The sequence below is a fragment of the Chloroflexia bacterium SDU3-3 genome (genome assembly GCA_009268125.1).
Lineage (GTDB): Bacteria > Chloroflexota > Chloroflexia > Chloroflexales > Roseiflexaceae > SDU3-3.
This window is the reverse complement of record WBOU01000004.1, coordinates 149,351-173,010: the sequence shown is the minus strand read 5'-3', so window position 1 is coordinate 173,010 and position 23,660 is coordinate 149,351. Positions and strand designations below refer to the sequence as shown.

The 23,660-nt window shown below is 66.5% G+C and carries 17 protein-coding genes and 1 pseudogene; 10 read left to right on the top strand and 8 right to left on the bottom strand.

The window, feature by feature from the left end; genetic code table 11:
* Positions 1 to 482: 482 nt before the first annotated feature.
* From F8S13_08040 to F8S13_08015, 6 genes are all read left to right on the top strand, one after another.
* Positions 483 to 1,595: a LacI family transcriptional regulator gene (locus tag F8S13_08040; protein ID KAB8143842.1), complete on the top strand. Its 1,113-nt coding sequence runs from the start codon at positions 483 to 485 to the stop codon at positions 1,593 to 1,595.
* A gap of 127 nt (positions 1,596 to 1,722) precedes the next feature.
* Positions 1,723 to 3,456 (top strand): ABC transporter substrate-binding protein, encoded by a 1,734-nt coding sequence (locus tag F8S13_08035; GenBank protein KAB8144096.1) that lies wholly within the window; start codon positions 1,723 to 1,725, stop codon positions 3,454 to 3,456.
* Between the two features lie 102 nt (positions 3,457 to 3,558).
* Positions 3,559 to 4,536, top strand: a complete 978-nt coding sequence (locus tag F8S13_08030; GenBank protein KAB8143841.1) for an ABC transporter permease — start codon at positions 3,559 to 3,561, stop codon at positions 4,534 to 4,536.
* 11 nt (positions 4,537 to 4,547) lie between these two features.
* Positions 4,548 to 5,528 (top strand): ABC transporter permease, encoded by a 981-nt coding sequence (locus tag F8S13_08025; GenBank protein KAB8143840.1) that lies wholly within the window; start codon positions 4,548 to 4,550, stop codon positions 5,526 to 5,528.
* 10 nt (positions 5,529 to 5,538) lie between these two features.
* Entirely contained in the window at positions 5,539 to 6,495 is a 957-nt protein-coding gene (locus F8S13_08020) for an ABC transporter ATP-binding protein (GenBank protein KAB8144095.1), read from the top strand.
* A 265-nt stretch (positions 6,496 to 6,760) separates the two neighbouring features.
* Positions 6,761 to 7,789 (top strand): ABC transporter ATP-binding protein, encoded by a 1,029-nt coding sequence (locus F8S13_08015; protein KAB8143839.1) that lies wholly within the window; start codon positions 6,761 to 6,763, stop codon positions 7,787 to 7,789.
* Between the two features lie 96 nt (positions 7,790 to 7,885).
* Here F8S13_08015 and F8S13_08010 read toward each other — a convergent pair whose 3' ends face one another.
* Complete coding sequence (locus tag F8S13_08010) at positions 7,886 to 10,186, bottom strand: bifunctional (p)ppGpp synthetase/guanosine-3',5'-bis(diphosphate) 3'-pyrophosphohydrolase (GenBank protein KAB8143838.1); 2,301 nt, start codon at positions 10,184 to 10,186, stop codon at positions 7,886 to 7,888.
* A 319-nt stretch (positions 10,187 to 10,505) separates the two neighbouring features.
* Entirely contained in the window at positions 10,506 to 13,010 is a 2,505-nt protein-coding gene (locus F8S13_08005; GenBank protein KAB8143837.1) for a phenylalanine--tRNA ligase subunit beta, read from the bottom strand.
* Between the two features lie 1,110 nt (positions 13,011 to 14,120).
* Between F8S13_08005 and F8S13_08000 the strand changes: the two are divergent.
* Positions 14,121 to 14,210 (top strand): annotated as a pseudogene (locus F8S13_08000) (cell wall synthesis protein).
* Positions 14,211 to 14,869: 659 nt separating this feature from the next.
* Here the strand turns inward: F8S13_08000 and pheS are convergent.
* The 6 genes from pheS to F8S13_07970 form a co-directional block, all read right to left on the bottom strand.
* A complete protein-coding gene (gene pheS, locus F8S13_07995) occupies positions 14,870 to 15,910 on the bottom strand; it encodes a phenylalanine--tRNA ligase subunit alpha (protein ID KAB8144094.1) in 1,041 nt (346 codons plus the stop codon).
* 618 nt (positions 15,911 to 16,528) lie between these two features.
* Positions 16,529 to 17,308 carry an RNA methyltransferase gene (locus tag F8S13_07990; GenBank protein ID KAB8143836.1) on the bottom strand — a complete coding sequence of 260 codons (780 nt, stop codon included), beginning with the start codon at positions 17,306 to 17,308 and terminating at the stop codon, positions 16,529 to 16,531.
* A gap of 79 nt (positions 17,309 to 17,387) precedes the next feature.
* Positions 17,388 to 17,747 (bottom strand): 50S ribosomal protein L20, encoded by a 360-nt coding sequence (gene rplT, locus F8S13_07985; protein ID KAB8143835.1) that lies wholly within the window; start codon positions 17,745 to 17,747, stop codon positions 17,388 to 17,390.
* A 38-nt stretch (positions 17,748 to 17,785) separates the two neighbouring features.
* Positions 17,786 to 17,983 carry a 50S ribosomal protein L35 gene (rpmI, locus tag F8S13_07980; protein ID KAB8144093.1) on the bottom strand — a complete coding sequence of 66 codons (198 nt, stop codon included), beginning with the start codon at positions 17,981 to 17,983 and terminating at the stop codon, positions 17,786 to 17,788.
* Positions 17,984 to 17,995: 12 nt separating this feature from the next.
* Positions 17,996 to 18,646, bottom strand: a complete 651-nt coding sequence (locus F8S13_07975; protein ID KAB8143834.1) for a translation initiation factor IF-3 — start codon at positions 18,644 to 18,646, stop codon at positions 17,996 to 17,998.
* Positions 18,647 to 18,788: 142 nt separating this feature from the next.
* Positions 18,789 to 19,187, bottom strand: coding sequence for a PspC domain-containing protein (locus F8S13_07970; GenBank protein KAB8143833.1), 399 nt, complete (start codon positions 19,185 to 19,187; stop codon positions 18,789 to 18,791).
* A 285-nt stretch (positions 19,188 to 19,472) separates the two neighbouring features.
* Here F8S13_07970 and F8S13_07965 point away from each other — a divergent pair, with 285 nt between their 5' ends.
* From F8S13_07965 to F8S13_07955, 3 genes are all read left to right on the top strand, one after another.
* The gene (locus F8S13_07965) at positions 19,473 to 20,621 is read left to right on the top strand and encodes a hypothetical protein (GenBank protein KAB8143832.1); all 1,149 of its coding nucleotides are present in this window, start codon (positions 19,473 to 19,475) and stop codon (positions 20,619 to 20,621) included.
* 117 nt (positions 20,622 to 20,738) lie between these two features.
* Positions 20,739 to 22,358: a response regulator gene (locus F8S13_07960; GenBank protein ID KAB8144092.1), complete on the top strand. Its 1,620-nt coding sequence runs from the start codon at positions 20,739 to 20,741 to the stop codon at positions 22,356 to 22,358.
* A gap of 172 nt (positions 22,359 to 22,530) precedes the next feature.
* On the top strand, positions 22,531 to 23,487 hold the full coding sequence (locus F8S13_07955; protein KAB8143831.1) for a response regulator: 957 nt from the start codon (positions 22,531 to 22,533) through the stop codon (positions 23,485 to 23,487).
* Positions 23,488 to 23,660: the final 173 nt, after the last annotated feature.

Sequence of the window (23,660 nt, the reverse complement as noted above, 5' to 3'; positions counted from 1 at the left end):
AGCCCCTCGGCGCTGCCCGCGCAGGGCATCCGCCTCCTCAACACGCACTATCGCCCGCGCTCATGTCAGATCCGCGCCAGACCAACGTCAAATGTGACCTCTCCTGCGGTGCGCAGCCCGTGGTACCGCTACCGCGCCGTCGTTTTGGGAAAGTAAGCGCCCCCAGCTTTGCAGCCTCGCTCTCCTTCTGTGCAAGCAGCTAGCCGCACTGCCTGTGGGAAAGTGAGTTTTTTCTCATTAAACATGGGCTTGTGTTTAATGGAGAACATAAGCTATACTTCGGGTATCACAGTAACATCAACTTGACAAAACCTGGCGGCTCTTCTATACTCTCTGCCATAATCTTGAGAGCGTTCCCAATAGGTGAAGACATAGCGCCGCGCGGATGCGGCATGTGCAGGTTCTTTCCTAAAGCATAGTGCTTGGCTTTCTAAAAGCATAGCATGCTCGGATTTACCTAGGTTATTCCATGCCAGATCGGTATGGGCATAGATGCGCTTTCACCCAAAATGTTGAGAGCGCTCCCAGCCATGCAATCGCTGACGATTGAAGAAATTGCCACTCTGGCCCAGGTCTCGCGCTCCACGGTCTCGCGGGTGCTCAACAACCACCCCAACGTGCGCGCCGCTGTGCGCGAGCGGGTCATGCAGGTCATCCAGGAGCACAACTACGCGCCCCGCGCGGCGGCGCGCAGCCTGGCCAGCAACCGCACCCACAGCATTGGCGTGCTGGTGCCCAGCATGATGTCCGAGGCGGTCTTCCACGACCCCTACCTCTCGGTGGCCATGCACGGCATGATCACGGCGGCCAGCCGGCGCGGCTACTTCGTGATGATCTCCATGCTCACCGTCGACATGCAGCAGGGCTTCTACGCCCGCGTGCTGCGCGGACGCCCCTTCGACGGCCTGATCATGATCGGCAACCAGATCGACGAGCCGATGCTGCCTAGCCTGCTGCGCGATCAGATCCCTCTGGTGCTCTGCGAGCGCCACCCCTACCTGCGTAATCTCTCCTGGGTCGATATCCAAAATCAGGAGTGCGCCTATATCGCCGTGCGCCACCTGCTGTCGCTGGGCCACCGCCGCGTGGCCACCATCACCGGCCCGCTCTACACCGCGTCGGGCTGCGACCGCCGCGATGGCTACAAGCAGGCCCTGCTGGAGCAGGCCATCCCGATCGACCCCGACCTGATCGTGGCTGGCGACTACGCGCAGGACAAGGCCGCTGCGGCCATGCAATTGCTGCTGGCCCTGCCCCAGCCGCCCACGGCGGTGTTCGCCGCCAACGACATGATGGCGCTGGGGGCCATCCGCGCCATCCGCGCCGCCGGGCTGCGCGTGCCCGAAGACATCGCCATTGTCGGCTTCGACGACATCTCGGCCCCGGTGATCGCCGATATCGGCCTCACCACCATCCGCCAGCCGGTCAGCGAGGTCGGCATGGCCGCCGCCAACCTGCTCATCGATCAGCTTGAATCTCAGGAGATCTCTCCTGCCTATCGATACCTCCCCACCGAGCTTGTCATCCGCGAGTCGTGCGGTGCCCACCTGCACGGCGCGGGGAAAGAGAAAGGGGTGCTCCAGGGCGCACTGTAACCACGTGATGTTGCATTTCTTTCGCATGGCCTGAAATGTTCTCGTAACCAGATTGAGGGGGACAATGATGTTAAACCTTCGACGGCGCAGATCTTTTCTCAAGACCATTCCGGTTTGGACCGCGACGATGATGACCGTGGCCGCATGTGGCGGCACCCCGCCCGCCGCGCAGCAGCCCACCGCCGCGCCTGCCGCGCAGCCCACCGCCGCGCCCGCCGCAGCCGAGGCCACCGCCGCGCCCGCCGCAGCCGAGGCCACCACCGCGCCTGCCACCGGCGGCTCGGGCAGCGCCACGCTGCTCACCGTCTCGGCCCAGCAGCAAGCCACCTGGACCCGCAACTTCAACCCCTTTGCCACCGACAACCGATTCCCTACGATCAATGGCATCTATGAGCCATCCATGGTCTACAACACGGTCAAGGGCGAGCTGACGCCCTGGCTGGCCACCAAGTACGAGTGGAGCAGCGACAACAAGAAGCTGACCGTCACCTACCGCGACAATGTGAAGTGGTCGGATGGCCAGGCCTTCACCGCCAAGGATGTGGCCTTCACCTTCAACCTGCAGAAGGCCAACAAGGGCCTGACCGGCAGCGGCCAGAACGCCTGGGTCTACCTGGACACCGTGACCGCGCCGAGCGACACCACCGCCGAGTTCAGCTTCAAAGAGGTCTACACCGTCGGCCTGTACGACATCGTGGGCCAGAACATCGTGGCCGAGCACGTCTGGAAGGATGTCAAGGATCCGGTGACCTTCACCAACGAGACCCCGGTCGGCACTGGCCCGTTCACCGAGGTGCAGAACTTCCAGAACCAGATCTACGAGGTTCACAAGAACCCCAACTACTGGCAGTCGGGCAAGCCCATGATCGACGGTATGCGCTTCCCGGCCTACCCCGGCAACGACCAGGCCAACCTGGCCACCATCAACGGCGAGAACGACTGGGCCGGGAACTTCCTGCCCGACATCGAGAAGACCTACGTGGCCAAGTCGCCCGACAACGGCTACTACTTCCCGCCGGTGGGCGCGACGGTGATGCTCTACCTGAACACCACCAAGAAGCCCTTCGACGACGTGAACGTGCGCAAGGCGATCAGCATGGCGATCAACCGCGACCAAGTCGTCAAGGTGGCCATGTACGGCTACACCAAGCCTGCCGACGTCACTGGTCTGAGCGACGCCTACCCCAAGTACAAAAGCCAGGCCGTGGTGGATGCGGGCACCTGGACCAAGCTTGACATCGCCAAGGCCAACGAACTGCTGGATGCCGCTGGCCTGGCCAAGGGTGGCGACGGCATGCGCACCCTGTCCGATGGCACCCCGCTGGTCTACGACATCAACGTGGTGTCGGGCTGGAGCGACTGGGTCTCGGCCTGCAACATCATCGCGCAGAACCTCAAGGCCGTGGGCATCAACGCCTCGGTGAAGAGCTACGACTACAGCGCCTGGTACGACCGCGTCCAGAAGGGCGAGTTCGACATCTCGATCGGCTGGAGCAACGGCGGCGCGACCCCGCTTAACTACTACCGTGGCCAGATGTCGAAGACCACCGTCAAGGCCGTGGGCGAAAGCTCCGATCAGAACTGGCACCGCTTCGGCCTGGATGAGGCCGACAAGCTGCTGGGCGATTTCGCCGCCACCTCCGACGAGGCCGAGCAGGTGAAGATCGCCGAGCAGCTGGAGCAGCTGTTCTCGGACAACGCCCCGGCCATCCCGCTCTTCCCTGGGCCGGCGTGGTACGAGTTCAACACCAGCCGCTTCACCGGCTGGCCTTCGAAGGATAACCCCTTCGCCCAGGGCTCGCCGTTCGGCAGCGGCACGCCCGAGCAGCTCCTGGTGATGACCAGCGTCCAGCCGAAGTAGCGCAAGGGGGGCCGCGCCGCCGCGGGTGGTGCGGCCCTCGCCCCTGGCCCAAAGGGCCAGGGGCGACTTCGCCGACGATGCACCCACAAAAGGAGCGCGACGATGCAATATATCCTTCGACGGCTGGGCTTCTACGCACTTGCGGCCTGGCTCTCCATCACCATCAACTTCTTTCTGCCCCGCCTGATGCCCGGCGACCCCGCGTCGGTGATCTTCGCGCGGTTCCGCGGCCAGCTGCAGCCCGAGCAGATCCAGGCCATGAAAGAGGCCTACGGCCTCAGCGACGCCCCGCTGCACATTCAGTACATCCAGTACCTCTCCAGCGTGCTGCACGGCAACCTCGGCACCTCGATCTCGGCCTTCCCCGCCCCCGTCACCAGCGTGATCGCCACCAGCGTCATGTGGACGCTGCTGCTCGGCGGCTCGGCGCTGCTGATCAGCTTCACGCTGGGCAATGTGCTGGGCATCTTCAGCGCCTGGAAGCGCGGCGGCCTGCTCGACAACGTGCTGCCGCCCCTGCTGATCTTTGTCGGCTCGTTCCCCTTCTTCTGGCTGGCCCTGGTGGCCCTCTACTTCCTGGGCTTTAAGTTTGGCTGGTTCCCGCTGCGCCACGCCTACAGCGACAAGCTGCAGATGGGCTGGACCTGGGAGTTTGTGGGCAGTGTGTTCCAGCACCTGATCTTGCCCGCGGGTGCGATCATCGTGGTCTCGATCGGCGGCTGGGTGCTGGGCATGCGCAACACCATGATCAACATGCTGGGCGAGGACTTTATCACCATGGCCGAGGCCAAGGGCCTGTCGCAGAACCGCATCATGTTCAACTATGCGGCCCGCAACGCCCTGCTGCCCAACATCACCGCGTTTGGCATGGCGCTGGGCTTCGTGCTGGGCGGCCAGCTGATCGTCGAGACGGTGTTCTCGTACCCCGGCCTGGGCTACCAGCTCACCAAGGCGGTGAGCAGCCTCGACTACCCGCTGATGCAGGGCCTGTTCCTCATGATCACCTTCGCGGTGCTGGGGGCCAACCTGATCATCGACATGCTGTATGTGCGGCTCGACCCGCGCGTGCGCGCCAGCTAAAGGAGGCTGCGATGCAGGCACAGAATCTTCAGCAGGCCCCAGCTACCAAGGCCCCTGCGGTGGCCAAGCCCGCCAGCAAGCGGCTTGCGCCCACCTGGCTGCGCGTGATCACCGGCAACGCCAAGGGCATGGTGGGCGCGGCGATCGTGCTGTTCTTCATCCTCATGGCGGTGTTCGCCCCCCTGGTGGCCCCCGGCGACCCCAACGAGTTTGTGGATGTGCCCCACCAGGAGCCGTCGCTCACCCACTGGTTTGGCACCGAGGGCCAGGGCAAAGACGTGTTCCGCCAGACCGTGTGGGGCGCGCGTAACTCGCTGGCCGTCGGCCTCTCCACTGGCCTGCTCACCACGCTGGTGGGCGTGGCCATCGGCATGATCGCGGGCTACTTCGGCGGGCGCATCGACGATGTGCTCTCGCTGCTCACCAACGTGGTGCTGATCATCCCCGGCCTGCCGCTGCTGGTGGTGCTGGCCGCCTTCCTCAAGCCCGGCCTGCTCACTATGATCTTCGTGCTGAGCGTGGTGGGCTGGGCATGGCCCGCCCGCGTGATGCGCTCGCAGACCCTCTCGCTGCGCGAGAAGGACTTCGCATCGGCGGCGGTGGTCAGCGGCGAGAACCGCCTGCGGATCGTCTTCCGCGAGCTGCTGCCCAATATGACCTCGCTGATCGTGGGTAGCACCATCGGCTCGGTCACCTACGCCATCGGCGCGGAGACCACGCTCAGCTTCCTGGGCCTCACCAACGTGAGCGATGTGAGCTGGGGCACCAACCTGTACTGGGCGCAAAATAACGCCGGGCTGCTGGTGGGCGCGTGGTGGACGATCATCCCCTCGGGCCTGTGCGTCGCGCTGGTCGCGTTCGCGCTCTCGCTGATCAACTACGCGATGGATGAGATCACCAACCCGCGCCTGCGTGCCGAGAAGGAGCTGAGCAATGTCTTCAAGAAACAGCGTCGCCGTGTCCGATCCACTCCTGTTGTCCGCAATGCCTAGCGCCCACGATCTGCGCTCCCCGCTGCTGGATGTGCGCGACCTGCAGGTGCAGTATATGACCCCGCGCGGCCCCGTGCGCGCCGTCGACGGCGTCTCGTTCTCGATCGCCCCCGGCGAGGTCTTCGGCCTGGCGGGCGAGTCGGGCAGCGGCAAGTCTACCATCGCCCACGCCATGATGCGCCTGCTGCACCCGCCTGCCGTGATCACCGGCGGCCAGGTGCTGTTTGGCGGCAATGATGTGCTGGAGATGGAGGATGACGAGCTGAGCAGCTTCCGCTGGAGCCAGGTTTCCATGGTGTTTCAGAGCGCCATGAACTCGCTCAACCCCGTGATCACTATTGGCGACCAGATCTGCGATGTGATCATCCGCCACCTCAAGCTCTCGAAAAAAGAGGCCCGCGATCGCGCCGCCTATCTGCTCGATCTGGTGGGCATCGAAAAGCAGCGCATCGACTCCTACCCCCACGAGCTTTCTGGCGGCATGCGCCAGCGCGTGGTGATCGCCATCGCCCTGGCGCTCAACCCGCCGCTGATGATCATGGACGAGCCGACCACCGCGCTCGATGTGGTGGTGCAGAAGGAGATCATGCAGCAGATCGAGAAGCTGAAGGAGAAGATGGGCTTCTCCATCCTCTTCATCACCCACGATCTCTCGCTGATGGTGGAGTTCTCCGACCGGATCGGTGTGATGTACGCGGGCGAGATCGTGGAGCTGACCTCGGCGCAGGAGCTGTTCAAGAACCCCATGCACCCCTACACCCAGGGGCTGATGAACTCGTTCCCGTCGATCACCGGCCCCAAGGTCAAGCTCACCGGCATCCCCGGCGCGCCGCCCGACATGGTCTGCCCGCCCTCGGGCTGCCGCTTCCACCCGCGCTGCGCCAAGGTGCAGCCCCGCCATACCCAGGAGGAGCCGCGCCTGCGCGAGGTCGCGCCAGGGCATTTTGTGGCCTGCCACCTGTACTAGATACAGGCTCGACCGGTGCAAAATGAGGTTCGACCGGTGCAAAATGAGGCTCGACCGGTGCAAAATGAGGTTCGACGGCGAAAAAATGAACCTCGACCGGGTCAGAATGAACCTCGACCGGGTCAGAATGAACCTCGACCGGTGCAAAATGAGGTTCGACCGGGTCAGAATGAACCTCGACCGGGTCAGAATGAACCTCGACCGGGTCAGAATGAACCTCGACCAAACTGGAACCCAGCACCACAGCTGAGGAGGATAGACGATGATGCAACCGACAACTGCCCAGCCGACGGTGGCGGGCGTCGATACCGACTCGCCGGTGCTGGAGGTGCGCGGCCTGACCAAGCACTTTCCGGTGGGCGGCATGTTTCAAAAGCGGTACGTACACGCGCTGGAGGATGTTTCGTTTAGCATTCGGCGCGGCCAGGTGATCTCGCTAGTGGGCGAGTCGGGCAGCGGCAAGAGCACCACGGCCCGCCTGATCGCGCGGCTGATGCCGCCCACCGCAGGCGAGATCCTGTTTCGCGGCCAGGACATCCTGAAGGCCGAGCCGCGCAGCGCCTCGCGCGAGTACCGCAGCCACGTGCAGATGATCTTCCAGGATCCATTCGGCTCGCTCAACCCCACGCAGACGATCGGCTACCACCTGGAGCGCCCGCTGTTCATCCACAAGAAGGCCGCATCCAAGGCCGAGGCCTACGACAAGGTGATCGATCTGCTGACCACCGTGGGCCTGAACCCCGCCACCGACTTTGCCCAGAAGTTCCCCTACCAGCTCTCCGGCGGCCAGCGCCAGCGCGTGGCCATCGCCCGCGCCCTGGCCGTGGACCCCGAGATCATCCTGGCCGACGAGCCGATCTCGATGCTGGATGTCTCCATCCGCATGGGCGTGCTCAACCTGATGGAGAAGCTGAAGGAGGAGCGCGGCATCGGCTACCTCTACATCACCCACGACATCGCCAGCGCCCGCTACATCGGCGACCAGACGATCGTGATGTACGCCGGGCATATGGTGGAGGGGGCCGAGAGCGACGAGCTGATGAGCCAGCCCGCCCACCCCTACACCAAGCTGCTGCTCTCGGCGGTGCCCAACCCCCACGCCAGCCTGACGGCGGCCAAGGTGGATGCGCGCGGCGAGGTGCCCTCGCTGATCGATCCGCCGCCGGGCTGCCCGTTCGTGGCGCGCTGCCCCAAGGTGATGGATGTGTGCAGGCAAGCCATGCCGGGCGTCGAGCAGATCGGGCCGCAGCACTGGGTGCGCTGCCACCTGTATGGCTCGGGCGGGGCCGCCTAGCGGCGAAGCTGCGCGAGCGACGCGCACGACACAGCGCGGGGGCCAGGCATATTGCCTAGCCCCCGCGCTGTGTCTGGTGGCTGCCCGCGCGCCGCGCTAGGCGGCGGGCACCGCGCCGCTGTTCTCGCGCCGCGCCTCGATCACGTCGGGCAGGCGGTTGAGCTTGTCGATGATCATGGTGAGCTGGGGGATGGAGCAGATAGTGAGGAGAGTCATCAGGATCGCGCGGTCGGGCTTGCGGGTGGGCACCTGGCGTACCTCTTCGATGTTGATGCCGTTGTCGGCCATCACGCTGGTGATGTCGCGCCAGAGGCCCACGCGGTCCCAGGCCTCGATCCGCACCGGCACCGAGAAGCCCTGCTGCTTCGGCCCGCCGCCCCAGGTGACCTCGACCAGCCGGGCCTGGTCGCGCTCGTTGAGGATGGTGTGACAGTCGGCGCGGTGGATGGTGATGCCCTTGCCGCGCGTCACATAGCCCACGATCGGCTCGCCGATGATCGGGTTGCAGCACTTGGCCAGGCGGGTGAGCACGCCATCCGCGCCGCGCACCTGGATGCCCTTGGGGTCGGCGCGGCGCTCGGGCGCGGGGGCCACCTGCGGGATCTGGGCGAGGTCGGCGGCCTGGGCGGCCTGCTGCTGCAGCACCTTCTGGCCCACGGCGCGGGCGGTGGTGTCGCCGCTGCCGATCAGGGCGAACACGTCCTCGATCGTCTTCGAGCCGACGATCTGGGCGATCTGGTCGAAGGGCACCGACAGGCCGAACTTCTTCAGCTCTTTTTCCAGCAGGTCGCGGCCAGCGGTCTCGTTCTCATCGCGGCGCATCTTCTTGAAGTAGCGGCGGATGTGGGCGCGGGCGCTGTTGGTGCGCACGAAGTTCAGCCAGTCGCGGCTGGGGCCGCGCACCGTCTTCGAGGTCATGATCTCGATGATCTCGCCGCTCTTCAGCTGGTAGTCCAGCGGCACCATGCGGTTGTTGACCTTCGCGCCCACGCAAGAGTTGCCGATCTGCGAGTGGATGCGGTAGGCGAAGTCGATCGGGGTGGAGCCAAGCGGCAGATCGATGATCTTGCCCCTGGGCGAGAACACATAGACCTGCTCCTCCAGCTCCTCGGACTTGAGCGACTCGACGAACTCCTTGGCGTCGTCGAGGTCGCGCCGCCAGTCGATCAGGCCGCGCAGCCAGGCCAGCTTGTGCTCGAACGAGGTGTCGCGCCGCCCGAAGCCCTCTTTGTAGCGCCAGTGGGCCGCGATGCCGTGCTCGGAGATCTCGTGCATCTCCCAGGTGCGGATCTGGATCTCGCAGGGCTGGCCGCCGGGGATGAGCACGGTGGTGTGGAGCGACTGGTACATGCTCTCCTTGGGGTTGGCGATGTAGTCGTCGAACTCGCCGGGCACGGGGGGCCATGTGGTGTGGGCGATGCCCAGCACCTGGTAGCACTCGCCCACGCTGTTCACGATCACGCGCACGGCCAGCTGGTCGTAGATCTGGTCGAGGCTGACGCCCTTGCGCTCCATCTTGCGGTAGATCGAGAAGATATGCTTGGGGCGGCCTGTGATGTCGGCCTGGATGTTCTCGCGGCCCAGCACCTGGCGCAGCTTCTCGATCACGCGCTGCACGGTGCGCTCGCGCATCTCGCGGCGCTGGGCCAGCTGGCGGCTGATCTCGTAGTATTTGTCGGGGTTGAGCACCTGGAACGAGCGGTCCTCAAGCTCCCACTTCATCTGCCAGATGCCCAGGCGGTGGGCCAGCGGGGCGTAGATGTCCAGCGTCTCGCGGGCGTTGCGCCGCTGGCTCTCGGTGGACATGGAGCCGATGGTGCGCATGTTGTGCATGCGGTCGGCCAGCTTCACCAGCACCACGCGCGGGTCGTCGGCCATGGCGATGAACATCTTGCGGTAGCTGTTGGCCTGGGCCTCCTCCTTGGTCTGGTTCTCCAGCACGGTCAGCTTGGTGACACCATCCACCAGATGCGCGACCTCTTCGCCAAAGAACTGGGTGATCTGCTCTTTGGTGATGGGGGTATCTTCGACGACATCGTGGAGGAGGGCTGCTGAGATCGAGGCGGGGTCCATGCGCAGGTCGAGGAGGATGTTGGCGACGGCGACCGGGTGATCGATGTATGGCTCGCCGGAGTTGCGGCGCTGGCCCTCGTGGGCCTCGCGGGCGACGGCATAGGCGTTTCGCACCATCGTGGCACCGGCCATATCGCCAGCGCGCTGATAGGAGAGCAGCCTTGTGGCAAGCTCGTGCGCCGTCGGGCTTTCGGCAAAATCGGGCTTCGGCACAAGTGGCGGAAGCTGGTTGGCCGAGGAGCTACGACGGGAGGATGAGGGACTACGGTGCGATTCTGATATGGCATCGTTGCCACCAGCCGCTATCGAGGTGGTTAGATCCATGGCATTGGGTGGCACAATACGCGCACAATGTTGTGGTGCGAACGATGCCGGTTTTAGATGGTGAACGGTAGGATAGCACGCGGAGTAGGTACTGTCAAGAATTATACCAGGGTTTGCTGCGCCGCGCCGAGCGCTGGGGGGCGATCTTCTAGCCGATTGTGATGCGGTCTGGTAGCGGCATGGTGGTGGGGCGCTGCACGTGGTCGGGCGGTTATGGTTTCACTACGGCAGATGGAGATGCCGCCTGGGGAAACGACGCGCTGTCGTTGGCGCGCGGCCCGCCGAGCAACAGCTGCTCGGCGGGCCGCACTGGGGCGCGCTAGGCGCGGATGGTGGCCTTCACGTCGTGCTCAAGGCCGCGGATGATCTTCTGGCGGATCTTGGCCAGGTCGGCGTCGCCCAGCGTGCGGTCCTGGGCGCGGAAGGTCAGGCGGTAGGCCAGGCTCTGCTTGCCCTCGCCCACCTGCGGCCCCTGGTACACGTCGAACAGCACCAGCGACTCAAGCGTGTTTCCGGCGTACTTGCGGATGGCCTGGGCCACGGCGTCGGCGGGGGTGGCGGTCTCCACCACCATGGCCAGATCCTGGATGGTGGCGGGGTAGCGCGAGATCGGGCGGTACTTGGCTGGCGCGGAGAGCGCGATCAGCTGCTCAAGGTCCAGCTCGGCCACGGCCACGCGCCGCGTCTCGATGCCCAGGCGCTCGCGCACATCGGGGTGCAGCTCGCCCAGCACGCCCAGCACCGCGCCCGGCTCGGCGGGGGCCTTGCCCCTGGGGGCGGCGCGTCGGCGCAGCACGGCGGCGCGGCCCGGCTGGAGCCGCGGGTCGCCATCCAGCGGGGCGAACTCGACCTGGTCGCCGATGTGCAGGCGCTCGACTAGGGTCTCGACCGCGCCCTTCACGTCGAAGAAGTCGATCGCCCCGGCGTCGCGCTGGTGCCAGCTGAGCGGCGTGCGCGGGCCGGCCATAGCGATGGCTAGGTAGCGCGGCTCGGCGGGCAGCACCTGGCCCTCCTGCCGCAGGTACACGCGCCCGATCTCGAACTGCAGCACGCGCTCCTGCTCGCGCAGGTTGCCCGCCACCGCCTCAAGGAACACCGGCAGCAGCGAGCGCCGCATGTACTCGCGGTCGGGGGTGTTGGGGTTGCTGACCCGCATGTGCAGGGCCGGGTCGGCGTCCGCCGGGCTGACGGCGGCCACGCTGGGCATGCTGGTCATCGAGTAGGTCATGGCCTCATCCAGCCCGCAGCCCACCATGGTGTCGCGGGCCTTCTGCTCTAGCTCGAAGCTGACGTTGTTCTGCTGCTTGGGCAGCGCATCGCTCAGCAGCGTGCCGGGGATGCGGTCGTAGCCGTACATGCGCGCCACCTCCTCGCACAGGTCGGCGAGGATGGTCACATCCTGGCGCGAGCTGGGCACCGTCACGCGCACCACGTCGGCCTCCACCGCGCAGCCGAAGCCGAGCGGGGCCAGCAGGGCGGCGATCTCCGCCGCGCTCAGGTCGATGCCGACGATGCGGCGCACCTCGGCGGGCGTCAGGTCGAGTGTTATTTGCTGCCAGGGCTGGGGGTAGATGTCGATCATGCCCTGGGCAATGGTGCCGCCCGCCGTCTGCTGGAGCAGGGCGGTGGCGCGCTGCTGGAGCAGCACGGGCAGCTCCCAGTCCACGCCGCGCTCGAAGCGGCGCGAGGCCTCGGAGGGCAGCGCGTAGGCGCGCGCGGTCTTGCGGATGGTGGCCGGCTCCCAGCTGGCCGCCTCCAGCAGCACGCGGGTGGTGCTGGCTGTCACCTCGCTGGTCTCGCCGCCCATCACGCCCGCGATGCTCAGCGGGCCGGTGGGGTCGGCCACCAGCAGCCGCTCGGGGGTGAGCGTGCGCTCCTTGCCGTCCAGCGTGGTCAGGCGCTCGCTCTCGCGTGCGGGCCGCACGATCAGGTGCTGCTCGGCGATCGTGTCGGCGTCGAACGAGTGGCTGGGCTGGCCGATCTCCAGCATCAGGTAGTTGGTCACATCCACCACGTTGCTGATCGGGCGCATCCCGGCCAGCATCAGGCGTCGCTGCATCCAGTAGGGCGAGGGCTTGATCTCGATGCCCTCGATCAAAGTGGCGGTGAAGCGCGGGCAGAGCGTCGGGGCCTCCACCGTCACGCGGAAGCGGCCCTCGATGCTAGGGCCGGTGGCGGGCGCGCTCAGCTCGGGGATGTGCACCTGCTTGCCCAGCAGCGCCGCGACCTCGCGGGCCACGCCCAGGATGGAGAGCGCGCGGGCGTAGTTCGGCGTGATCGCGATCTCGATCACCACGTCGCCCAGATAGTCGGCCAGCGGCGCACCGGTGGGCGCATCCTCAGGCAGGAACAGGATGCCCTCGTGCTCGTCGGAGATGCCCAGCTCCTTCTCGGAGCAGAGCATGGCATCCGACATGACGCCGCGCACCGGGCGGCCCTTCAGCTTCACCTTGACCTTGCCCTCGGCGTGGCCGTCGTATAGCTCGGCCCCCTCCTTGGCGAAGACCGACTTCAGCGGGTGGCCGACTGGCCCTTTATCCTTGTAGGGCTGCAGGTTGGGCGCGCCGGTGACGACGGTGTGCGGCTGGCCTGCGCCGTAGTCCACGTCGGCCAGCACCAGCTTGTCGGCGTTGGGGTGCTGCCGCACATCCAGGATGTTGCACACCAGCACTTTGTCCTTGTCCCACGGCAGCTCGCCGCCTGGCAGGCCCAGGTACTCGATCCCCTCGACCTCCAGCCCGGCCATGGTCAGCCGGTGCGCCAGCTCCTCGACCGGCACGTCGATATCAACAAACGCTTTCAGCCACGAAAGTGGTACGCGCATATCCCCTCCGTTATGGTTTCAGGCGATCGGCGGCACGCGCCTATTCTGTCACCTGTATATCGCTCAGTGTTAGGTAGTCGCCACGTAGCTTGTTTTTCTTATCCCACATCCCGGCGCGGCGCTGGCTGCCCTTGGCGTCGTACAGGCCCACCCGCAGGCGGTAGGTGCCCGGCGGCAGGTCGGCGGGCAGCGCCAGCGTGTGGGTATCCTCCACCCAGTCGCCCGCGTCCCACTGGCCCATGGGGAACTGACCCTGGCGCGGCATGCCGTTCACGTGGGCCACGATCGTGTCGTCGGCATCCACCAGATGCACAAACACCGTCCAGTCGCGGTTCTGGCGACCCTGCGAGTGCCAGTAGAGCGTCAGCTCCAGCGCCTGGCCGGGGCGGGCCTGCCCAGCCAGCGCGTAGCCGCGCAGGTCGGCCCCTGGGTCGCCCGCCAGCCCGAAGCGCCCGTAGACCTCGCGCTCGATCCGGGCCAGCGCGGCAGGCTGGCTCAGCACCTGCCACTGGTAGGCCGGGGCGATCACGCCCAGCGCCAGCCACGCGGGCAGCGCCAGCGCGGCCAGCCCCGCCGCCGCGCTGGCGCGCGGCCAGCGCCACACGGGGTGGGCCAGCCCCGCCGCCAGCAGCAGGGCCAGCGCGGGCAGCGCGGGGAAGACCAGCCGCCCCTGCCAGCCCACCAGCCCCGCCGTGCGCACAAACAGCAGCAGCCACGCCCCCGCTGTCGCGATCAGGGCCAGCGGCGGCAGCCAGGGCCGCAGCCCGCCGCGCCGCACCTGGATCGCCCAGCCAGCCAGCCCGGCCAGCGCCAGCGCGCCGTAGAGCCACACCACCCACAGCGGCGGCGCGATGTTCATCCAGCCGAAGCGCGCCCAGAACGAGCTATGCAGCTGGCCCAGCGCCATGGCCCAGGCCAGCGGGCTGGTGAAGTCGAACGGCTGCGTCGCAAACTCGGCGCTGAAGGCCGCCACGCCCAGCGGGTCGCCGTACAGCTGCCAGCTGCGCACGAACCACCAGCCCGCCGCCAGCGCTGCCGCGCCGCCAAAAGCGCCCGCGCCAGCCGCTAGCCGCCGCGCCGCGCCCGCGCGCCCAGGCTTCCAGGCCCAGGCCGCCAGCGCCAGCGCCAGCGGCGGCCCCAGCACCAGCGCGCTTAGCTTCACCAGCAGGCCTAGCCCCAGCAGCAGGCCCAGCGTCGCGCCGTAGCGCGCCATCGGCCATGCCCCCGGCCCGCGCAGGGCCAGCCACAGCGCCGCGGCGCAGCAGGCCGCCAGCGCCGGGTCGTTGCTCACCACCCCGCAGATGAACAGGAACTGCGGGTTCAGCGCCACTACGGCGGCGGCCAGCAGCGCGAGGCGCCTCGGCTCCACGCCGGGAGCCAGCCGCGCCGCCCCGGCCAGCGCGGCCAGGTAGGTCGTGCCCACCGCCAGCGCGCCCCAGGCCACGCTGGCCAGCCGCATCAGGTGCCAGGCCAGCGCCGCGCCGCGCCACGGCCACAGCTCGCGGCTGCCGTGGGCCACCGCGTTGCTATCGCCCCCGCCGCCCCACGCGAAGCGCGCGTTGGCGGGCTGGTCGAGCGCCCGCTGGTCGGCGGGCAGCCACAGCGCGGCAGGCAGCGCCGCCACATAGGCCAGCGGCGGCTGGTGGCCCTCGCCGGGCACCTCGCCCGCTCGCGGGTCGGGCAGCCGCCCCGCGCTGGCCAGGAAGAACACATACCCCGCGTGCCCTGGCTCATCCGGCCCCTCGCCCAGCGGCGTGGCCGCGCTGTACAGCGCCGCAAGCCCGACGAACAGCAGCAGCAGGATCAGGACTGGTCGGTGGTGCCTCATCGGGCGCTCCGTCGCGCTGGTCGCTCGCACATCATCCAAACTGCTGGATCAGCCGCTCGTCGCCGCTCAGGAACCAGCGGATGTCGTCGATCCCATACTTCAGCAGGCTGATCCGCTCCGGCCCGAAGCCGCCCGCGAACCCGCTGTATACCGCCGGGTCGTAGCCGCCGTTGCGCAGCACGTTCGGGTGCACCATGCCGCAGCCGCCGATCTCCAGCCAGCCGCTGTGCTTGCAGATCCGGCAGCCCTTGCCCCCACACAGGAAGCAGGTCACATCCATCTCCGCGCTCGGCTCGGTGAACGGGAAGTAGGAGGGCCGCAGCCGCACCTTGGTGCCCTCGCCGAACAGCCGCTCGGCCATCGCGCCCAGCGTGCCCTTCAGGTCGGCCAGGGTGATGCCCTTGCCCACCGCCAGGAACTCGAACTGGCTGAACTGCATCTCCGACCGCGCCGACACCTGCTCGTTGCGGTAGACCTTGCCCGGCAGCAGCACGCGCACCGGCTCGGGCGCGAAGCGCCGCATGGCGTGGATCTGCCCGCCCGAGGTGTGCGTGCGCAGCACCAGCTTCTCGGCATCTGGCGGCGTGTCGACATAAAACGTGTCCTGCATGTCGCGCGCCGGGTGCTCCGGCGGGAAGTTCAGCAGGCCGTAGTTCACCTCGTCGGTCTCGATCTCGGGGCTCTCCCACACCTGGAAGCCCATATCGCCGAAGATATCGATGATCTCGCGGATGGTCTGGTTGATCGGGTGGATGCGGCCCACGCTCGGGCTGCGCCCCGGCAGCGTCACGTCCACCTCATCCTGCGCGAAGTCGGAGGCCCGCGCCGCCTGCTTCACGCGCTGCTCGGTCTCGTCCATCGCGGCCTCCAGCGCCTGCCGCACCGCGTTGAACGCCTGCCCCGCCGCCGGGCGCTCCTCCGGCGTCAGCGCGCCTAGGCCCCGGCTCAGCTGTGAAAGCTCGCCCTTCTTGCCCAGGAAGCTGGTCTTCCACTCGGCCAGCGCCGCCGCGTCGTTCGCCGCCGCCAGCGCCCCTAGGGCGCGCTCCTGCAGCGCCTTCAGATCGTCGCTCAGTGCCATATGCTCCATTATCCTCCGCCCCGGCCACCCCCAGGTCGCCGGGCAACAAAAAAGCCACGCGCTCGCAGGGACGAGGCGTGACCCGTGGTACCACCCTGATTTGGCCCCCGCGCGTGGCGCAGCAGGCCCTCACAGCCCGATAACGGCGGGCCGCCGGAAACGACTACTCCCACGGGCGACGCCCAGGTTTCCCCGCTCAGCTCAGAAGAGAACTTCGGCATGCTTCCACGGCGGCGGCTCCCAGCCGCTGACCACCGCTCTCTGATCGCTTCCCCATGCCTACTTTTGCTTCGTCACAGCTTGTATGCTGCGCCTATTATACCGCAGCCGCGCAAGTGCGCGTGCGGCCTGCGACGGAATTCGCCACCAAGACCGTTTACCACCAAGATACCAAGGCACCAAGAGAGGTAAAGATACCTATTTACCGCGAAGAGGCGAAGGTGCGAAGGCCAACAGATGTTATCTCCATTTTGCGAAAGCCGCACCATCTCGCAGAAACCCACGATAGCAAGGGAGAAAATGCGCCCGCCTCCCATCCGCACCTACGCCGCTGCGGTCTGGATCATGGCCAGCGTCGTCTACCGTACACCTTCGCTGGATGGGCTAGGCCGCTTATTCTACCGAGCGCTGGCGCAGCGCCTCGAACAGCAAGATGCTGCCCGCCACCCCCGCGTTCAGCGACTCGGCCCCGCCGCGCATCGGGATGCTCAGCATGCCCGTGGCCATGGCCGCCGCCTCGGCGCTCAGCCCCTGCGCCTCGTTGCTCACGATCAGCGCGCAGGGCTGGCGCATGTCGGCCTGGTGGTAGGCCTGTGTCGCCTCCGCGTCGGATGCGTACAGCGCCAACCCCGCGCAGCGCTCGGCGATCTCGCCCCAGCCCAGGTCCTGCTCCACGCACAGCCGGAAGTGCGCGCCCATGGCCGAGCGCACCACCTTGGGGCTGTACACATCCACTGTCCCGCGCGAGCACAGCACCATGTCCACGCCGCAGGCCTCGGCGCTGCGCAGCAGCGTGCCCGCGTTGCCAGGATCCTGGATGGCATCCAGCACCAGCGCCAGCCCGCCCTGGCCGCGCCGCACCTGCGGCCAGCGCACCAGCGCCACCACGCCCTGCGGGTGCACCGTGTCGGCGGCGGCGGCCAGCGCCTGCGGGCTGGCCTCGTGGCAGCGCGGCAGCGCGCGTAGCCGGGCCAGCAGCGCCGCGCCCGCCTCGGTCGTCTCTAGCTGCTCGGGGGCGTACAGCGCCAGCTCCAGGCTGGCCTGCGAGCCAAGCGCGTCGGCCACCAGCCGCACGCCCTCGATCACGAACAGCCGCTGCTCGCGCCGATCGCGGCGGCCAGCGGCCAGCGCGCGGATCTGCTTCACGTGGGGGTTTGTTGTGCTTGCGATCATACCATGCCCTATAAAACAAAAGAGCCGCCGCCTACCTTGGCATAGAATGCCAGAGGCGGGCGGCGGCAGCCTGCGGTAGCTAGGCGCTGATCGCGCGCTGGGCCTGCTCGACCACCAGGGTGAAGCCCTTCGGGTCGCGCACGGCCAGGTCGGCCAGCATCTTGCGGTCGATGTCGATGTTGGCCTTCTTCAGCCCGCTCATCAGGCGGCTGTAGCTGATGCCGTTGAGGCGCGCAGCCGCGTTGATGCGGGTGATCCACAGGCGGCGGAAGTCGCGCTTGCGGTTGCGGCGGTCGCGGTAGGCGTACGAGAGCGCCTTCATCAACGTCTCGCGAGCGACCTTAATGCGGCGGCTGCGGCTACCGCGGTAGCCCTTCACCTCTTTGAGCAGCTTATTGTGGCGCTTGCGCACCATCACGCCACGCTTTACACGTGCCATTATCGTCTCCTAAAACAAGAGTAAATATAAAACTTTTCTTAGCGGATCGGGCCGTAGGGCAGCGCGGCGCGGATGGCGCGCTCGCTGGTCTCGGGGATGGCCTTCAGCTTGTCCAGCTGCTGCAGCAGGCGGGTGGCCTTGCGGCGGCGGAAGTGGCCGCGGCGGCCCTGCTGGTGAACCAGCTTGCCGGTGCCCGTCACCTTGAAGCGCTTGGATGCACCCTTGTGCGTTTTCATCTTCGGCATGAACTAATCCTCGTTCTCTTCCTCTGCCCCGTCGGTTTCTACCGAGGGCGATGGCCGGGCGGGGCGCTCGGCATTTTCTTTGGGTTGGCGCTGTGATTGCTGAGTCTTAGCCTTTTGATTAGGCGCCAGCGTAAGTGACAGCACTTTCCCTTCCATGAGCGGGCGCTGCTCGACGATTGCGATATCGCGGAGGTTCTCCGCAATCCGCTCCAGGATCTCGCGCCCAATTTCCTGGTGGACGATCTCGCGGCCACGGAACCGCAGGTTGAACTTGACTTTGTCGCCTTCCAGCAGGAAACGCCGCGCCTGGCCTGTCTTCACATCAATATCATGCGAGTCGGTCTTTGGCTCTAGGCGGATCTGCTTAATCTCAACCTGCTTCTGATTCTTCCGTGCCTCTCGTTCCTTCTTTGTCTGCTCATAGCGGTACTTCCCGTGGTCCATCAGGCGGCACACGGGCGGCACAGCATTTGGCGCGACCTCGACAAGGTCGAGCCCACGTTCCTCAGCCAAAGCCAAAGCATCGCGCAGGAGGAGAATACCAAGCTGGTTATTCTCGTCGTCGATCACGCGAACCTCGCGCGCGCGGATGCGGTTGTTGATGCGAAGCCGGTCTCTAATCGCAGCGCTCCTTCTGTTCAAGAGACAAAACAAGACAGCGCCCTCACCGGGAGGACGATGCAATTAAGAAGTATAGCATCCTATAGGGCTGCCGTCAATTCGTGGTTTTGTTGGTCGGACAAGCTGTGAGGTGGGGCTGCCGGGCAGGGCACCCGCCCTGCCCGGCAGCGCCCGCCTAGCGGCTGCGGGCCAGCAGCATCACGCCGATGCCGATCACGATCAGGGGGAACAGCACCTTGGCTAGCACCATGCCTAGCGCCACCTTGCCGCTGGCCAGGGCCAGCGCGCCCACAAACAGCAGGGCGTAGCCCAGCAGGTGCTTGCGGCGGTCGGTGTCGGCGGGGCTGGCCTGGGCGGCGGGGTCGGCGTAGGCGGCCTCGCCCTCTGGCTCCAGCGGCATGATCACGCACAGGATGGGGTAGAGCAGCAGCCCCAGGCCGGTGATGCTCAGCGCGATGAAGGCCAGGCGGATGAACACTGGGTCGACGGTCAGGTAGCGCGCGATGCCGCCGGCCACTCCGGCGATCACTTTCTCGTTGCGGCTGCGCATAAGCCGCTGTGTTGGTGTATACATGGTATTGTAACCTCGGGATGGAATGTGCTTGAAGGTCTGTATTGTCTTGGGCATTTACGTTCTGGTGCTGAGACGGCTGCGGGCGCCTGAAAGTTGCAGGGCGCGCGAGGATCCGGGCCGCCGCCATGCCTGCGGACCATGCCTATCGAAGATAGTTCTACGCAGAAATAAAATAGTCGGCGGCGGTGGTCTATGCCCTTCTACTGCGCAATTTCCCCTAGCCGCACGCTATCGGCTGTGCTATAATGGCACAGCAGTTCGTCCTAGCGCGGAGAACGCCACACCATGTCACTATACGTCCCCTCTGGAATACCACCGCTTATCAGTGGCGCACTAGCGAGAATCGAGCGCCGCCTTCCACAGCCCGGCGAGGTGCTGGTGCGCACCGGCCAGCGCGTCGAGCCAGAAGATGTGGTCGCCCGTGCCTTTCTGCCCGCCCGCCCGCTGATCATGAATGTCGCCCGCTCGCTGTCGATCACTCCGGCCAGCGTCGAGCGCGCCATGAAGCGCGAGGTGGGCAACAAGATCAACAAGGGCGACCTGCTGGCGCGTACCAGCCCGATCGGCGGGCGCGCCTTCCATGCACCTATCGCCGGGATCATTACCGCCGTGGATGCCGAGACGGGCTATGTCACTATCACGCCCGACCCTGTCACCTACGAGCTGCAGGCCACCGTGCGCGGCTTGGTGATGGATGTGATCCCAGGGCGCGGTGTGCAGATCGAGACCCCCGCCGCGCAGGTCTATGGCGCGATCGGTTTTGGCCCGGACCGCTCGGGCGTGCTGCGGCTGCTGGTCACCGACCCATCCGAGCCCATCCGCCCCGAGATGATCGACGCGCGCAGCGCCTACGCCGTGCTGATCGGCGGCAGCAGCGTCACCGCGGCGGCGCTGCGCCGCGCCGTGGCCGAGCAGGTGCGCGGCGTGATCGTAGGCGGCATCGACGCCGACGAGCTGGCCACCTTCCTGGGCTGGAGCACCGCCAACAACTGGCGGGTGGGCGTGAGCACATGGCAGATGCCGGTGGCCGCCACCGAGCGGGCCTACGACCTCACCCTGGTGGTCACCGAGGGCTTTGGGGCGCGCCCCATGGCCACCGCGCTGTTCGAGCTGCTGGCCGCGCACGATCGGCAGGAGGCCCTGATCGAAGGGCTGACCCAGCTGCGCTACCCGCACACCCGCCCACGCGTGGTCATCCCGCTCTCGGCCCGCACATCCAACATCCCCATGGAATCGCAGCCCGCCACGCTGCGCCCCGGCACCCAGGTGCGCCTGCTGGATCGCGACCACCTGGGCGCGGTGGGCCAGGTGCGCACGGTCTCGAATGTGCCGCGCAAGGTGGCCGGGCGCGTGCGCACCCAGGCGGTGGATGTGCAGCTGGATGACGGCTCGACCGCCCTGGTGCCAGTGACTGCGGTTGAGGTGCTGAGCTAGCTATGGCGTACCGCGCCTGCTCGCTGGCCCCAGCGCAGGGGCACCCCGCCACCACGCCGGTCGTACCGAGCGCTACTATGAGGAGATGCACTGCCGGTGAGCACGCCAGAACCGCAGATGAATAGCGCGCCGCCCGCCCCATTTCTGGGGCGTATCCTTGTGGTGGACGACGAGCAGTATATGTGCGATGTGTGCTCGCGCACCCTGCAGCGCAGCGGCTACGAGGTGCTGACCACCTGCGACCCCGATGCGGCGGTGCGCCTGCTGCAGGGCGAGCTCTCCTTTGATCTGCTGCTCACCGACATCAAGATGCCCACCATGAGCGGCCTCGACCTCGCCCACATCGCACGCGATCGCGACCCCGCGATCGCTATCATTATTATGACGGGCTTTGCATCGAAGGAGAACCTGCAGCAGTCGGTGCAGCGCGGGGTCGCCGACTTCTTGCCCAAGCCCTTCGAGCTTGACCAGCTGCGCCTGGCGGTCGAGCAGGCCCTACACAAGCGCGGCCTGCTGCAGGACAACCTGCGCCTGCGCGCCCTTGAGCAGATGCTGGCGCATAGCGAGGCCCTGATCAGCACGCTGAATGTGCAGGAGCTGGGCGCGACGCTGCTGCGGATCGCCCTTGAGCAGAGCGGCGGCCAGTTTGGCTTTGTGCTGGTGAATGCCGAGCGCCCCGTCACCATCGCCTCGCACGCGGGCGCGGCCCTGCTGCCGGGCGGGCGGCGGCTGGCCCAGAAGGCCACCGTGCAGCGCCGCCTGCAGCACAGTGGCGACGAGCCGCTGGGCACCATGGGTGGCCACGAGGCCAGCTACGGCATCGCGACGGCGCTCTACGCCCAGGGCGAGATCACCGGCGTGCTGGTGATCTGCTATGGCCAGGCGCCCGAGCTGCGGCTTGGCGCGCAAGAGGAGCTGGCGCTGCTGGCCAACCACGCCGGCACCGCGCTGCGCAACGCCGTGCTCTACAGCCAGCTGGATGAGGCGTACGCCCGCCTGAAAGACCTCGACAAGCTCAAGGGCGAGTTTATCGCCGTGGCCTCGCACGAGCTGCGCACGCCGCTCTCGCTGGTGCTGGGCTACACCATGATGCTGCGCGACCAGTCGACCACCGATACCCAGCGCGACTACCTAGGCCGCGTGCTGGAAAATGGCGAGCGCATCCGTGGGATTGTCGATGACATGATTAGCCTGCGCCACCTTGACATGGGCCAGGCCAACCTGAGCGCCGACCAGATCGTGCTTGGCGATCTACTAAAGGATGCCTGTAGTAATCTTGGCCCGCTGGCCCAGGAGCACGCGCTGACGCTCTCCTTCACGCCCAGCCAGCCGCCGATCACGTTGGTGAGCGACCGCGAGAAGGTGCAGCTGATCGCCGGGCATCTGATCTCGAATGCGGTGCGCTTCACGCCGCCGGGCGGCAAGATCGATGTTCGCGCATCGCTTCAGCCGGTTGAACAGCTCAAGGGGCATACCCCAACGGGGCGTGAGCTGAGCCGCATGTGGGCAGTGGTGGAGGTCGAGGACACTGGCGTAGGCATCCCCGAGCGCGAGCAGCTGCGGATCTTCGAACGCTTCTACCAGGTCGAAGAGTCGCTCACCCGCGAGCACGGCGGCATCGGGCTCGGGCTTGCGATCGTGCGCGAGCTAACCGCAGTGTTGGGCGGTATAGTCTGGCTTCAGAGCAAAGAGGGGCAGGGCAGCACCTTCACGGTGGCCCTGCCCGTAGCATCGTAGGATAGATAGAAAGCACGAGCTAGGACGCAGGCGGCATACCGCGTGCAAACGGATGCGCAAAGTGGTGTACAATATTTCCACCCACACGCGCCACGCGGGCGCTGCTTGCTGATAGCTGATAGCTCATAGCTGATGGCTGGCGGCTCCAGCTGGGGAAAGGCGAAAAAGACGAATGGCCCACCGACTCATTATCGTACCTGGCGACAACGAGGTGCTGCGCTCGTTGCAGGGAAATCTGAATGATGATATCGAAGTACAAATGCTGGAAACGGCAAACGATGCCCTCTGGGAAGTGCGGAATGCGCCGCCCGAGGTGATCGTTGCAGATATTGATCTCCCCGGCATGAGCGGTATGGATCTCGCTGAGATCCTGCCAAATTTTGGCCTGCCCACGCGGGTCATTTTGTGCAGCCGCCAGCCCGACCCGCGTGCCGCCAAGCAGGCGCAGAGCCATGGCGTCTACCAGTTCTTGGATGCGCTGACCGACGTCGGCGTGCTGAAGGAAGCCCTGCTGGCTGCGATCAGCGCCGCCCCCGTCGCTCCCGCCCCCGAGCCCGAGCCCGAGCCTGCCGCCCCCGAGCCTGCCGCCCCCGAGCCCGAGCCAGCCCCGCGCCGCCGCGACCCCGAGCCCCGCGCCGCACGCCGCGACCCTGAGCCAGCCACGCGCCCCGAGCCAGCCCCGCGCCCGCCGATGCCTACGCCTGCGCCCCGCAAGCCTGGCTCGCGCCGCAACGCCCTGGTGCTCACCGCCGACAACCTGACACCCATTCGCAGCCGTATGAGCGACCTGCTGCAAGAGGTGGGCGCGCAGTGCATCCTGCTGAGCAACCGTGAGGGCATGGTGCTCACCGAGGTCGGCTCAACCAGCGGCCTTTCCACCATGGTGCTGCTGCCCCTGCTCTCCACCAGTTTCTCGGCGGCGGGCCAGATCTCGCAGATGCTGCGCGAGCGCGACTCGAGCGCCCTGTACATGCAGGAGGGGTCGCACTTCGATCTCTACTGCTTCGATATGGCGCAGCAGTTCATGTTGGTGCTGATCTTCGACAAGGCCGCCTCTGCCACCAAGATCGGCACGGCCTGGGTCTACACCAAGCGCGCCATCCGCGACATGCTGGAGTACCTCTCCTAGATGCCATCGGTGTTGCGTGTAGAGCAAATGATCGTAGCGGTTTCTCTACACGCAATAGCCGTATGGCAACAAACATTTGCGCAAGATGGCGAACTATGCTATACTCGCGCCGCCAAAACTCCATACACAAGGTTGTTACGTTTGGCACAATTTCAACCTTATCGCTAGGTTGA